Here is a 12,905-nt window from a genome sequence, read left to right as displayed (position 1 = left end):
ACCACCATGAAACGAATATCCCTTACCTGCTATTTCATCTTGCTCTTGGCACCTTTCACCCAAGCCGAACTGAGCACTGTCAAGGGGCTAGGCGGCGATTTCACCCAGCCCTACCTTCGAGTGCCGGGAGCTCAACCGATTGACAGAGCTCAGGTTAACGGGATTATTCACGCAGACCTGTCCGTGATTGCCGATGAGGCCTGGATACTGCCCGTCAGCAGCTCTCGACTGAGCCCCGGCCCGGTCACGCCTCGCTCCCTGAAAATGCCCGGCATGCAACCCTTTTTTCTGGTGGGCGGCGATCCCCAGTCGCTGACTTGGCTGCGTCAACGCGCGGCTGAACTGCAGGAGCTGGGTGCAGCCGGCCTCGCCGTCGAGGTGGCCGATACTGAAGCTTTGGCCCGGATTCGAGCAGCCGCTCCGGACATCACCATCCTGCCGGTCAACGGCAACGACATCGCCACCCGCCTGCAGATTGAGCACTACCCCGTCTTGATCACCGCCACCTCATTGGAACAGTGAGTCAGGTCATGGCCGAGCATGCGATGGAGTCGAAGCTCCGGCCAGCGGTGGAGCTGTATACCGTGGCGATCTGCATCGCTGCCGCGGTGTTGTGCGTGTACTCGCCCTGGGCTGTGGCCCTGTCACCGGAGATCGGTCTGGTTGCGGCGCTGGCCTATACCCTGTTCGGCCTTATCCGGCTGCGACAAGCCTGGGAGGTGCTGCGTTATCGACGCAATATCCGTCGGCTGCCCCGTTACGAGCTGACCAGTCGGCAGATTCCGGTCAGCCGCAAGCGTCTGTTCATGGGCCGCGGCTTTCGCTGGACCCGCCTGCACACCCAGCGCCTGGTCGAAGCCCAGGATCCGGCGGTCGCCCACTATGTCGACCAACCGACCTGTTACCGTCTGGCCCGTGGACTCGAACGGCGCCTGGAGCATGCACCGTTTCCGCTCTCGACATTGGCCCGTGTCACCGCCTGGGACAGTGCCTTCAATCCGTTGCGCCCTTTGCCCCCGGTAGGTGGGTCGCCACTTCTGCATGGGGTTGAGCCCGATGAAACGGAAGTTAGCCTACCGCTGGGCGAACGGGTCGGACACACACTGGTGCTGGGCACTACTCGTGTCGGCAAGACGCGGCTCGCCGAGGTGTACATCACCCAGGACATTCATCGCGTCGAGCATGAGGTGGTCATCGTTTTCGATCCGAAGGGCGATGCCGACTTGCTCAAACGGATGTACGTTGAAGCCAAACGCGCCGGTCGGGAGAAAGAGTTTTATGTCTTCCATCTGGGGTGGCCGGAAATTTCAGCCCGCTACAACGCCGTGGGACGTTTCGGGCGCATTTCGGAAGTGGCGTCGCGCATCGCCGGGCAGCTCAGCGGTGAAGGCAACTCTGCGGCCTTTCGTGAGTTCGCCTGGCGTTTCGTCAACATCATCGCCCGCGCTCTGATCGAGTTGGGCCGGCGTCCGGACTACCTGCAGATCCAGCGACATGTGGTCAACATCGACGCCCTGTTCATCGAGTACGCACAGCAGTTTTTCGCCAAGACCGACCCGAAGGCGTGGGAATTGATCGTCCAGCTCGAAGGCAAGCTCACCGAAAAGAACATTCCCCGGCATATGGTAGGACGCGAAAAGCGGGTGGTGGCCATCGAACAATATTTGGCGGCAAAACGGGTATTTGATCCGGTGCTGGACGGACTGCGTTCGGCGGTACGCTACGACCGTACTTACTTCGACAAAATCGTTGCCTCGCTACTGCCGCTGCTGGAGAAACTCACCACCGGCAAGACCGCGCAGTTACTGGCCCCCAACTACACCGATTTAGATGACCCGCGGCCAATCTTCGACTGGATGCAGATTATCCGGAAACGCGGCATCGTCTATGTTGGCCTGGATGCGCTAACCGACGCCGAGGTGGCCGCCGCTGTAGGTAACTCCATGTTCGCCGACTTGGTCTCGGTTGCCGGACACATCTACAAACACGGCATCGACCATGGCCTGCCCCAATCAGACAGCAGTGCCAATAAGCTCCCCATCAACCTGCACGCTGACGAGTTCAACGAGTTGATGGGTGATGAGTTCATCCCACTGATCAACAAGGGTGGCGGCGCCGGCATCCAGGTGACCGCCTACACCCAGACTCTCAGCGATATCGAAGCGCGCATTGGCAATCGCGCCAAGGCCGGCCAGGTCATCGGCAACTTCAATACCCTGCAAATGCTGCGGGTGCGCGAAACCGCCACCGCGGAACTGCTCACCCAGCAGTTGCCCAAGGTTAACGTGATGACCAAGACCCTGGTGTCGGGTGCCACCGACACCTCTGATCCTGAGGCCAACACGGACTTCACCTCCTCCTCGCAGGACCGTGTCAGCAGCACCAGTGTGCCGCTAATCGAGCCGGCTCATATCGTCAGCCTACCCAAGGGTCAAATGTTCTCCTTCCAGGCCGGTGGCCAACTCTGGAAAGTCCGCATGCCATTGCCAAAACCCTCCAACGACGATGCCATGCCCAAAGACCTACAGGAGCTTACCCAGAGAATGCGGGCGGCCTACAACGAGCAGGCAGGGCAATGGTGGAGCGCAAGCGGTGGCGGCCCAACAACCAACTTCGATCTGGATCAGGTGGGGTAGCCTGGCCCAGCCATAGGTATCGATTCAGCAAACACGTATTCGGTAGGCGTCGTGCCCACATCAACTCTGCAAGGCGTAATATGGAGTGAACGATGGCGATTTCCGCCCAGAAAGCGCCGCCACAACCGATCCAGCATCCGGGATTGATCGTCTCGGCCATCAGCCTGGTCCTGCGCATCATCGGATTGCTGATTGCCTCGTTGCTGCTCTCGATCCTCATCGAGTTCGTCGGACTGCTACTGTTCTGGGGCGATCAGGGTTGGCGACACAGCCAGGCCATGTTGAATAGCGAATTGGGGTGGCTCAGCGAGCACTTCAAAGCTTCACTTCTCATCCAGCAGCCTGGGCCAACGATTGTCCAGTGGCTGGATTTCCTCAATCAGTGGCTGCTGGTCAAGACTGGCTTTGCGGATTTTGCCCGGCAGGCGCGGGTGTCGAGCCAGGGCAACGGCTTCTGGAGCTGGATCAACCAGCTCTACGTGAGCATTGAGGCTTTCGTGCTGGCGGCGGTCTATGTGACCTTTACCTTCGTGGTGCGCCTGACCATTCTGGTCCTGGCCACGCCATTGTTTTTGCTGGCCATGTTCACGGGTTTTGTCGATGGTTTGATGCGCCGCGACCTGCGCAAGTTTGGAGCCGGGCGAGAAAGCAGCTTTGTCTATCACCGCGCCAAGCGAGCAGTTTTACCACTGTTGATCGTGCCCTGGATCATTTACCTATCCCTGCCCTTTTCGCTCAATCCTATGGCCGTCTTTTTGCCTTGCGCGATGATGCTCGGAATAACGACAGCTATCACCGCGGCGACGTTTAAAAAATACATTTGATAAAATGTAATGCTGACGTGTTAAACCATTCCGGTGAATTTGGCCAAAATCGCGACGACATAACCGCCAATAATAGACAAACCAACAATACCCAACGGCCGCTGCCACCAATCACCGCTTGGGGACGGCGGCATAGACTGCTGATAAAAATTGATCTGCCCGATCTGATTTGCGTTGACTTGGGTGGCTGCTCCATTTTGCATCGAATTGCGCCACTGAGCTTCCTCAAGACGTTCGAGTTGAACCTGAACACGCCTCTTGAGTTGGCTAGCGGAAAGGAGAATTTGCTTTCCAATAATCATCACACCCAGCAAACCGAAAAAAAGCAAATTTCCATAGCTGAGCGGGGTTTCCTGGCTGAGGGTAGGCGCGTGCTCCCATACAAAACCGATGTAGGGTGATGTGGCCTGGTAAACATCGGCTACTAAATTTTGCACAACCGCTCCCAAATGCCCAAAAATTTTTGTGTTCGCGAGAATCTCTCGCTTGATGGTGCAGAAAAATCAACGATGAAACCAAATAAAATAGCGCCCCGAAGACCATCAAGGAGAAACCCACGGCCTGTCGAATACGGTACCGCCGAATTGCTTGATGGATGTTCACTCTCTGCACTCACTCTTCGTTAATTGATATCGCCCGCGCCTTATTTGCGCCCCACCAACAATGCTGCTAACGGCATCAAACGTTAACGGCTACCAATCGTTTTTCATGAGAAATCGAAACCGTACTTGCAGCCTAATCGCGTCATTTCACCGTGTTTAATAGCCCTCAACCTCAACGTGGTGTCCGAACTCGTTACGCGACCAGACGTGATACCGAAAAAATGACGCAGCGTATTTCATGTTTCTTACTGCTGAGCCTGGACGTTAGTTGAATGCTGGCCCCATCTCCAAATGGGCTATCCACATGCCAACTACATTTTTCCGAATCTGCTCACTGCTCGTATTGTTGACGTTCCATGCCGGCAGCTATGCCGCATCTGCTCATGAGCGCGAACAGCTCAGCCTAGTTCAGCAGCAGTTCGACACTATCGAGCGCCTTGCTGCACGAGCTAAAACAGCCAACCAGTCTGAAACCCATGAACGTTATCGCTTCGACTATCCCCAATTGCTCCAAGACATCCAACGCATTCGCCACGGTGTACGGGGCTACCTGTTCCCCTCCCGCGCTCAACCCCGCGATCCCAGTGAACTGATCGGCGATTACCGCCTCGATACTCCGTCCGCGGAGTCCTCGCCATGAGCATGACTGAAGCTCAGACCTCAGCATTCCAAAACGCTTCCGGCTTCACACCGCAGAGCAGCTCGACGCTGTGGATCTCCCTGGCTTTGGTCCTAACCCTGCTGTGGTGTGCATCGGTGATGTGGACGGGTTACCGAGGGTGGGCTGCCGGCACCGTCCGCTTCGGCGCGTTTGGCGGAAGTGCCGTACGCGCATTTCTCACCTTGCTGGTTTTTATGTTCTTCACCCTGTCCTAACACCGGAGATCACCGTCATGCTCAAGTGCCTTATCCCTCTAAAAAGCAACCTGCGTGATCATACGAACCAGCGCGTGATCGGTCTGCTGCTGGTGCTCGGTCCAAGTTTGGCTTTTGCCGAACTACCGACCATGGAAGCGCCTTCACGCGGTGAAGGTTCCGGGTTGATCGAGACGATCAAAAACTACGCCTACGACGGCGGCATCCTGCTCGGCCTGCTGATCGCCCTGCTCGCGTTTCTCGGTGTGGCTTGGCACTCCCTGACCGTGTACGCCGACGTGCAGAACCAGCGCAAGACCTGGAAAGACTTGGGTGCTGTGGTCGGCATTGGGGCCCTGTTGGTGGTGATCATCATCTGGTTCCTGACCAAGGCCGCCGCGATTCTGTGAGGTCGACATGAACGATACGATCGAACGCCTTGCCGACGGCACCTTGGCCTTTCTCCCGGAGCGACTCAATCGTGATCCCGCCGTATTACGCGGTTTAACCAATGATGAGATGTGGGTAGCACTCGGCACCGGCGCCGTCATTGGCCTGCTGCTAGGCGTTCCTCTGGCGATCGCCACCGCCTCCATTGCTGTGGCTCCGACCAGCATGATCGCGAACATGGCGCTGGTGTTATTGGCCGGTGGCATGCTATTGCGTCGGGCCAAACGGGCCCGGCCCGAGACCTGGTTGTACCGCAAGCTCGAATGGATACTCGCCAGCCGTTGGCGCCTGGGGCGCGGAAGTTTGATTCTCCACTCCGGCGCCTGGACGGTTCGCCGTTCGCGTCGACTGCGCCCTGCCCTGTCCCGGTGGCAACCATGAGTCGTTTTCGGAACAAGGTGGACGCCCAACAGGCCCATATCTTCAGCCTGCGTCTGGCGGTAATGATCCTTGCCCTGGTCTGTGCCGGGCTCTGGTACGGCTGGCGCTCGGCACCGACCGATCTGACCGTGCATGTACCACCGGATCTGCGCTCGGGCAGCACGCGCAAGTGGTGGGATATCCCCTCGGAGAATGTGTATGCCTTTGCCCTCTACATCTTTGGTCAGCTCAACCGCTGGCCCTCGGATGGCGAGCAGGATTATCGCCGCGCTATTTATGGCTTGCAGGCCTACCTGACCCCCGCCTGCAAGGCCTTCCTCGACGGTGACTACGAGTACCGCAAGGCCGCGGGTGAGCTGCGCCAGCGGGTGCGTGGCGTCTACGAAATTCTCGGCCGCGGTTACAGCGAGGATCCGGATCTCAGGGTCAAGCAACTCGACCGCGACAGCTGGCTGGTCAAACTTGACCTCAATGCCGATGAGTATTACGCCGCCGAACCGGTGAAACGGGTGGTGGTGCGGTACCCATTACGCGTGGTGCGTTTTGACCTGGATCCCGAGCGTAACAAATGGGGGCTGGCGCTGGATTGTTATCAGGGCACGCCACAAAAAATCTCTCTGCCTGGAGGTGAGCCATGAAGCGGATTTCTACCCTGGGACTCACCGTCGTACTGATGTTATGGGGAGCAGCAGCTCAGGCCGTCGAACTGATGCACTGGGAACGCCTCCCCCTCGCGGTCCCCCTGGTGATCAATCAGGAGCGGGTGGTCTTTATCGATGAGGCTGTTCGCGTCGGCGTGCCCTCAACCCTGACGGGCAAGCTGCGTGTGCAATCAACTGGTGGCACGTTGTACCTGCGCGCGTCGGAAGCCATTGCACCGACCCGCCTGCAACTGCAATCGGTCGCGACGGGCGAAATCATCCTCCTGGATATCGCGGCCACGCCTGGCGATCAACCGCTGGAGCCCGTGCGTATTCTCAAGAATGCCCCGGTGCAAGCTATCGAGTCTGAATCGAGCACCGTCCCTGTTCCAGAACGTACACCGATCCCGGTCGCTTTGACGCGCTATGCCGCACAGAGCCTGTACGCGCCGCTGCGCACCGTAGAATCCCTACCCGGCGTCCGCCGCGTCCCACTCAAGCTGCGCAGCGAACTGCCGACCCTGTTGCCGACCGAAAACGTTTCCAGCACACCTATCGCCGCCTGGCGACTCGGTGATTACTGGGTGACGGCAGTGAAGTTGCGCAATCGTAGTTCAGAGCCGGTGCAACTCGATCCGCGTCAGATTCAGGCCAAACTGTTCGCCGCGGCCTTCCAGCATGCTTTCCTCGGGCCTGTCGGAAGCGCTGAAGACACCACGCTCGCCTACCTCGTCACACGCGGTGCCGGCCTCGAAAATGCCGTACTGCAGCCGCCCGTAGCGCGGGGTGCTGACGATGAAAGCTAACGCCTTGCTCAAATGGCTGGTACCAGCTGCGCTGCTGGCCGTGGTGGTGATCATCCTGAAAACCTGGGTCGTGGGTGGCAGCACGCCCTCTCCTGAGAATCCGATTGATCAGGGCAACCTTCAGTTATCCGCCGAGCAAGCCAAGTCGCTCGGCATTGCGGGCGATACCCCACGCGACACGGTCGCCACCCTGGTCGGCCAAGTGAAGGCCATGCGCAGCGACATGCTCGGTCTGAAGAAACACAACGATTCGCTGCAGACGGAGAACAACCGTCTGCGCGAGCGGGAAAACAGTGTCGATTCGCGCATCCAGACGGCGCTTGGCAGTGTGACCCAGCAAGTTGATGAAGGCCGCCGCCAAGCCAATGAGTCCCGACTCAAAGCGGAACAAGACAGTCGCCAGGCTCGCGGTCTGCTGACGCAATTGCAGGAGCAGTTGTCGGGGCTGACCGGCAAAAGCAAGGATATGCCAATCGGATTAGGGCTTGAGCCGGGCGATGGGGCTCAGTTCGAAGGGCAGCATTCTGCCGATGATGCACTGCAGTGGATTGAGCCCTCGGATGCTCTGTCCACCGACGCCCGAGGCAAAACCAAGACCTCCCCCGCCCTGAGTCTGCCTACAGCCTTCAACTCACTGGAAGGCTTGAAAGACAACACCATCGACCGCAGTCAGAAACAGCTACGTGCAGTCACCCAGGGTGAGCGTGACCTGACGCGATCCGTTGATCGTAGCGAAGGCGCGAAGCCGGTCTACACCATTCCCGAAAACGCCACGTTGATGGGCTCGGTCGCCATGACCGCGCTGATCGGCCGAGTCCCGGTGGACGGCACAGTGAATGATCCCTATCCCTTCAAGGTGCTGGTCGGTCCCGAGAACCTGACTGCCAACGGCATCGACCTGCCGGACGTTGCGGGTGCCGTGATGAGCGGCACGGCGTCCGGTGACTGGACCCTGTCTTGCGTACGCGGACAGGTCGAGTCAATCACCTTTGTGTTTACCGATGGCACCATCCGCACGGTGCCTCAGCCAAAGGCGGTAGCCAGCCGCACTGCCTCCACCACCCAGAATTCGAACACCGACAAGATTCGTGGCGGACTCGGTTACTTGTCCGATCCGTATGGCATTCCTTGCATTGCCGGCGAGCGCCGCTCGAACGCTCAGCAATATCTCGGCAGCCACAGCCTGATCACTGCCGCCGGCGCCGGTGTCGCCGCCTTGCTCGGGGATGAGCAGAACAACAGCAGCGTGATCAGTTCGGGCGGCAGTACGCTCGGGGTCACCAGCAGCACGGGCAACAGCGCGCTGAACTCAATCCTCAGTGGTGGGGTCAGCGACATCCGGGAGTGGATCAACAAGCTGTATGGCGAGGCCTTTGCTGCCGTGTACGTGCCACCGGCCGCCCAAGTCGCACTGCACCTCGACCATGAGATCACCATCGACTACGAGCCCAAGGGCCGGAGCGTTCGCCATGAAAAAGACCATGCCTCCCTGCCTGATCTGGATTAGCTTGCTTTGCTGGGGCCTGACGGGATGTTCCACCGACAAGGACACGTTGCTGCCCCATGGCGAGCAAACCATGCTGGACATCTGGAACGGCGCCGGTTCGCAAGGCACTCAGCAGCAACTGCTGGAGGCTCGGCAGCAGTTACGCCGCCCACTGGCTCAGGCAGATGTCTCCGTTGCTCTCCAAGAACCGTACACGCGTACAGCGGCGAACGAGATTCGCAACCTGTTCCCGCGCCTGCCCAACCCCGATCTGGTGCTGTACGTGTATCCGCATTTGAGTGGTACCGAGCAGGCACCAGTGCCGGGTTACTCGACCGTCTTTCCGTTCTACCAACGGGTGCAGTACGCATTGCCGGGTGAACGTCAGGAAGACTTGTAGTGCGTAGCGGCGACTCGGGCAACCGCACTTCTGCATGGAAAGCCTGGCGCAACCCATTGCGCCCTCGAGCCACCTTGGCCGATGAAGCTGCACTCTATACGCATAACCCCAGCTTCACCGATCACCTGCCTTGGGTCGAATACCTCGACACCGAGCAGTGCTTTCTACTGGATGACAATCGCTCGGTGGGTGTGGTGTTCGAGTTGCTGCCTATCGGTACCGAAGGGCGCGAACCCGATTGGTTGATGGCCACCCGCGATGCCCTCGAGGATGCCCTGCAGGACAGCTTTGACGAGCTGGATCAAGCGCCTTGGGTGGCACAGTTTTTCTGCCAGGACGACAACGACTTCACCCCCTACCTGACCCGGCTCACCGATTATATTCAGGAACGCGCGCGAGGCACTGTGTTCACCGAAGCGTACCTGGAGCTTACTCGTCTACATCTGAAGGCCATCGCCAAGCCTGGCGGTCTATTCGAGGACAAGGCAGTTACGCGCCTACCCTGGCGCGGAAATAACCGCCGGGTGCGCCTGGTAGTCTATCGCTGGCTTGAGTCTTACGCTGAGGCGGCGGGACTCACTCCGGCGCAATCCCTGCAACAGGCTTGCGAACGGGTCACGGCTTCATTGCAAGCGTGCGGGGTGCAATCAACTCGAGTCGATGGCCGAGGTTTGTATGCCTGGTTACTGCCCTGGTTCAATCCAGCCCCCAAACTCACCAATGAAGCACCCGAGACGTTCTACCAACGCGTTGCCTATCCGGATTCGGGCGAAGGTGAGTCGCTGGATCTGCCCTTCGATCATGACTTCGCCGAGCGGCTGTTCTTCAACGAACCGCGTTCGGATGTCCAACGCGGACTCTGGTGCTTCGACGGCCAACCCCATCGGGTGATGGTGGTGGACAAACTGCGGCGGGCACCGTCAATTGGTCAACTGACTGGCGAAACCCGCAAGGGCGACGCGGTGAATGCCCTGTTCGACCAGCTACCTGAAGGGACGGTAATGAGTCTGACCCTAGTGGTCAAACCGCAGGATGTACTTGAGGATCAGTTGAACCGCCTGGCGCGCAAAGCCATTGGAGAAAACCTGGCTTCGACCCAGGCCCGTCAGGATGTCGAAGAAGCTCGCGCGATCATCGGTCGCCAGCACAAGTTGTACCGCGGCACGCTGGCGTTCTACGTGCGCGGTCACGATGAACAGCAGTTGCACCAGCGCTCGGTCAGCCTGGCCAATGCGCTGTTGGGTGCGGGGCTGCAACCGGTACGCGAAGGCGATGAAGTCGCCGCCTGCAATAGCTACCTGCGTTGGTTGCCGATGGCTTACAACCCGGCCCGCGACACGCGCAACTGGTACACGCGCCTGATGTTCGCCCAGCACTTGGCGAACCTCGTTCCAGTCTGGGGCCGCAGCACCGGTACCGGCCACCCGGGTATCACCCTGTTCAATCGTGGCGGCTCGCCATTGAGCTTCGACCCATTGTCACGCCTGGACCGGGCCATGAACGGTCATCTGTTGTTGTTCGGCCCCACCGGCGCCGGCAAGTCCGCCACCCTGGTCACCCTGCTGATGCAGATCATGGCGGTGTACCGCCCTCGCCTGTTTATCGTCGAGGCTGGCAACTCCTTCGGCTTGCAGGGCGACTACTTCGCGACACAAGGCCTGTCGGTTAACAAGGTCCAATTGAAACCTGGAGCCTCGGTCAGGCTCGCCCCGTTCGCCGATGCCTGGCGTCTGGTCGAGCAACCAGATCAAGTGGCGAGTCTGTCTATCGATGAGTGGGAGGATGAGGCGGTAGCCAGTCGCGAAGACCAGCGCGATGTTCTCGGCGAACTGGAAATCACCGCCCGACTGATGATCACCGGCGGCGAGGCCAAGGAAGAAGCCCGCCTGAGCCGAGCCGACCGAAGCCTGATCCGCGAGTGCATCCTGGATGCGGCGCAGACCTGTGTCGCAGCGGGTCGCCAGGTGCTGACCCGCGACGTTCGCGACGCTTTACTGCGCGTCGCCGCCGACATGCACTTGCCGGAGAAGCGTCGCGAGCGTGCCCAGGAAATGGGCGAGTCCATCGACCTGTTTTGCCAGGGTTTCGAAGGCGAACTGTTTGATCGCGAAGGTACGCCTTGGCCCGAGAGCGATGTGACCATTGTCGATCTGGCCACTTACGCTCGCGAAGGCTACGAGGCACAGATGTCCATCAGCTACATCAGCCTGATGAATACCGTGAACAACCTCGCCGAGCGCGACCAGTACCTGGGGAGGCCAATCATCATGGTCACCGACGAGGGCCATATCATCACCAAAAACCCGCTGCTGGCGCCATTCGTGGTCAAGGGCACGAAGATGTGGCGCAAGCTCGGTACCTGGTTCTGGTTGGCGACGCAAAACCTTGCCGACTTTCCCACGGCTGCGCAAACCATGCTCAACATGATCGAGTGGTGGATCTGTTTGAACATGCCGCCCGCGGAAATCGAAGAGATCGCACGGTTCAAGAAACTCACGCCGGCGCAGAAAGCCTTACTGCTCTCCGCCAGTAAGGAGATGGGAAAATACACTGAGGGGGTCGTGCTATCGAAGAAGCTCGAAACGCTGTTTCGGGTCGTGCCACCTAGCCTCTATCTCGCCCTGGCCATGACGGAACCCGAGGAAAAAGCCGAACGCTGGACACTGATGCAGGAGAACAGCTGTTCAGAGTTGGAAGCGGCTCACCTGGTAGCTGAGCACATTGACCAGGCCCGTGGAATCGGGACGTAAGTATCGATTTTTTAAGCCCAAACAGCATTACATCTGCACAGAGTTGGAGAGCGGTGTTGTGCTGGATATGCCCGAACTATCTGAGTAGATTACTCGTCACCATTCAGCCAGCAGAAGGAGTCGTACATGAATAGAAACGATCTCGTCGAGGCCATAACGAGCTCTGCCGACCTCCCGAAATCCACTGCCGGACGCGCACTGGAAGCCCTTACAACCATCATATCCACTGCATTGAAAAGCGGTGAGAACGTCACCTTGGTTGGTTTTGGTACCTTTGCGGTGAAAGCGCGTGCAGCGCGCGACGGCCGTAACCCTCGAACGGGGCCACCATCAAGATCGCTGCTTCGAAAATTCCTAGCTTCAAAGCCGGTAACTCGCTGAAAGACGCGGTTAACTAGACGCTGGTGGCGATTACCCCATACCAACTCTGCGAGAGCGCTGGCGTTGGGCTTCAGCAGCCGAAACGCTTGCTGAACTCCGGGAGCCGTCCAAGCCATGTGTATGAACCCGTCTTAAACGTCGTTTTTCTCAGCTTTGATTTGGGCAGGGTGACACACTGCTTAGCCGCTGCTGGATTCTCAACAAGAATCCGGTTTCAAAAGCATCTTGACAGTCGCCAACAGGAAAGGTCGTACGTGTTTGCGCCAGTTCCCACCATAGGGGAATCTCGCCGGGCGTATCAAGCCAAGCCTGAGCACATTGCACGCCACGTTCGATCATCGAGGCAAACTCGTTGCCCCAAGGTGTCAGAAGACTTGGGCAACCATCCGCCGCAGGAATTGAAATGTAGTTTTGGTCCATACCCACCCTAGATGTCTGATTTATTGTTAGACGTGGAATCCAACCTCGAAAAGCGTAACGGCACCAAATAAACGCTCGATAACCGAGATGCCAATGGTGAAAACCTGGGTGACAACTGAGCAGGACAAAAAATCAATTAATTGAATGGCGGTTGCAGGAGCTGAGTGCAACACGGTTATTGAATTGAAGCGGGCGCATCGTGCCGCATAGTCATGGCGTTCTGCATCACCTCGCCCATCATTTCGATCGGACATTTGAAATCGAAGCGTTTAC

Annotated in this window: 14 protein-coding genes and 1 pseudogene; 13 read left to right on the top strand and 2 right to left on the bottom strand. The window is 58.6% G+C overall.

Translation table 11 applies throughout. The annotated features are described in order from the left end of the window. Nucleotides 1-6 precede the first annotated feature (6 nt). The 3 genes from AC19YT_RS12520 to AC19YT_RS12510 all read left to right on the top strand — a co-directional run bounded on the left by AC19YT_RS12520 (nt 7) and on the right by AC19YT_RS12510 (nt 3,460). Entirely contained in the window at nt 7-522 is a 516-nt protein-coding gene (locus AC19YT_RS12520; protein ID WP_500610343.1) for an integrating conjugative element protein, read from the top strand. A gap of 8 nt (nt 523-530) precedes the next feature. Continuing rightward, on the top strand, nt 531-2,636 hold the full coding sequence (gene traD / locus AC19YT_RS12515; protein WP_500610342.1) for a type IV conjugative transfer system coupling protein TraD: 2,106 nt from the start codon (nt 531-533) through the stop codon (nt 2,634-2,636). 92 nt (nt 2,637-2,728) lie between these two features. Beyond that, entirely contained in the window at nt 2,729-3,460 is a 732-nt protein-coding gene (locus AC19YT_RS12510; protein ID WP_184316165.1) for a TIGR03747 family integrating conjugative element membrane protein, read from the top strand. Between the two features lie 20 nt (nt 3,461-3,480). Here the strand turns inward: AC19YT_RS12510 and AC19YT_RS12505 are convergent, their stop codons facing one another. Further along, nucleotides 3,481-3,897 (bottom strand): hypothetical protein, encoded by a 417-nt coding sequence (locus AC19YT_RS12505; RefSeq protein ID WP_500610341.1) that lies wholly within the window; start codon nt 3,895-3,897, stop codon nt 3,481-3,483. 469 nt (nt 3,898-4,366) lie between these two features. On the opposite strand from AC19YT_RS12505, the gene AC19YT_RS12500 reads away from it, so the two are divergent. From AC19YT_RS12500 to AC19YT_RS12455, 10 genes and pseudogenes are all read left to right on the top strand, one after another. Then, entirely contained in the window at nt 4,367-4,702 is a 336-nt protein-coding gene (locus tag AC19YT_RS12500) for an integrative conjugative element protein, RAQPRD family (protein ID WP_184316161.1), read from the top strand. Next, nucleotides 4,699-4,938 (top strand): TIGR03758 family integrating conjugative element protein, encoded by a 240-nt coding sequence (locus AC19YT_RS12495; protein WP_500610340.1) that lies wholly within the window; start codon nt 4,699-4,701, stop codon nt 4,936-4,938. The genes AC19YT_RS12500 and AC19YT_RS12495 overlap by 4 nt, the downstream gene beginning before the upstream one ends. A 17-nt stretch (nt 4,939-4,955) precedes the next feature. After that, nucleotides 4,956-5,327 carry a TIGR03745 family integrating conjugative element membrane protein gene (locus AC19YT_RS12490; RefSeq protein WP_500610339.1) on the top strand — a complete coding sequence of 124 codons (372 nt, stop codon included), beginning with the start codon at nt 4,956-4,958 and terminating at the stop codon, nt 5,325-5,327. A 7-nt stretch (nt 5,328-5,334) separates the two neighbouring features. After that, nucleotides 5,335-5,748 carry a TIGR03750 family conjugal transfer protein gene (locus AC19YT_RS12485; protein ID WP_500610338.1) on the top strand — a complete coding sequence of 138 codons (414 nt, stop codon included), beginning with the start codon at nt 5,335-5,337 and terminating at the stop codon, nt 5,746-5,748. Continuing rightward, entirely contained in the window at nt 5,745-6,386 is a 642-nt protein-coding gene (locus tag AC19YT_RS12480) for a PFL_4703 family integrating conjugative element protein (RefSeq protein ID WP_500610337.1), read from the top strand. The genes AC19YT_RS12485 and AC19YT_RS12480 overlap by 4 nt, the downstream gene beginning before the upstream one ends. Further along, nucleotides 6,383-7,195: a TIGR03749 family integrating conjugative element protein gene (locus AC19YT_RS12475; protein WP_499018016.1), complete on the top strand. Its 813-nt coding sequence runs from the start codon at nt 6,383-6,385 to the stop codon at nt 7,193-7,195. The genes AC19YT_RS12480 and AC19YT_RS12475 overlap by 4 nt, the downstream gene beginning before the upstream one ends. Continuing rightward, the gene (locus AC19YT_RS12470; RefSeq protein ID WP_500610336.1) at nt 7,185-8,702 is read left to right on the top strand and encodes a TIGR03752 family integrating conjugative element protein; all 1,518 of its coding nucleotides are present in this window, start codon (nt 7,185-7,187) and stop codon (nt 8,700-8,702) included. Before AC19YT_RS12475 ends, AC19YT_RS12470 begins: the two co-directional genes overlap by 11 nt. Further along, nucleotides 8,665-9,081 (top strand): TIGR03751 family conjugal transfer lipoprotein, encoded by a 417-nt coding sequence (locus tag AC19YT_RS12465; protein ID WP_499018018.1) that lies wholly within the window; start codon nt 8,665-8,667, stop codon nt 9,079-9,081. Before AC19YT_RS12470 ends, AC19YT_RS12465 begins: the two co-directional genes overlap by 38 nt. Then, nucleotides 9,081-11,831: a conjugative transfer ATPase gene (locus AC19YT_RS12460; RefSeq protein ID WP_500610335.1), complete on the top strand. Its 2,751-nt coding sequence runs from the start codon at nt 9,081-9,083 to the stop codon at nt 11,829-11,831. Before AC19YT_RS12465 ends, AC19YT_RS12460 begins: the two co-directional genes overlap by 1 nt. A 126-nt stretch (nt 11,832-11,957) precedes the next feature. Next, nucleotides 11,958-12,229 (top strand): annotated as a pseudogene (locus tag AC19YT_RS12455) (HU family DNA-binding protein). A 130-nt stretch (nt 12,230-12,359) separates the two neighbouring features. Here the strand turns inward: AC19YT_RS12455 and AC19YT_RS12450 are convergent. Further along, nucleotides 12,360-12,632, bottom strand: coding sequence for a LasR-specific antiactivator QslA (locus tag AC19YT_RS12450; RefSeq protein ID WP_014338735.1), 273 nt, complete (start codon nt 12,630-12,632; stop codon nt 12,360-12,362). Between the last annotated feature and the right edge of the window lie 273 nt (nt 12,633-12,905).

The organism is Pseudomonas sp. MF08875 (genome assembly GCF_059862525.1).
Note: the sequence above shows the minus strand (reverse complement) of the source record. Positions and strands in the feature narration are given on the sequence as shown.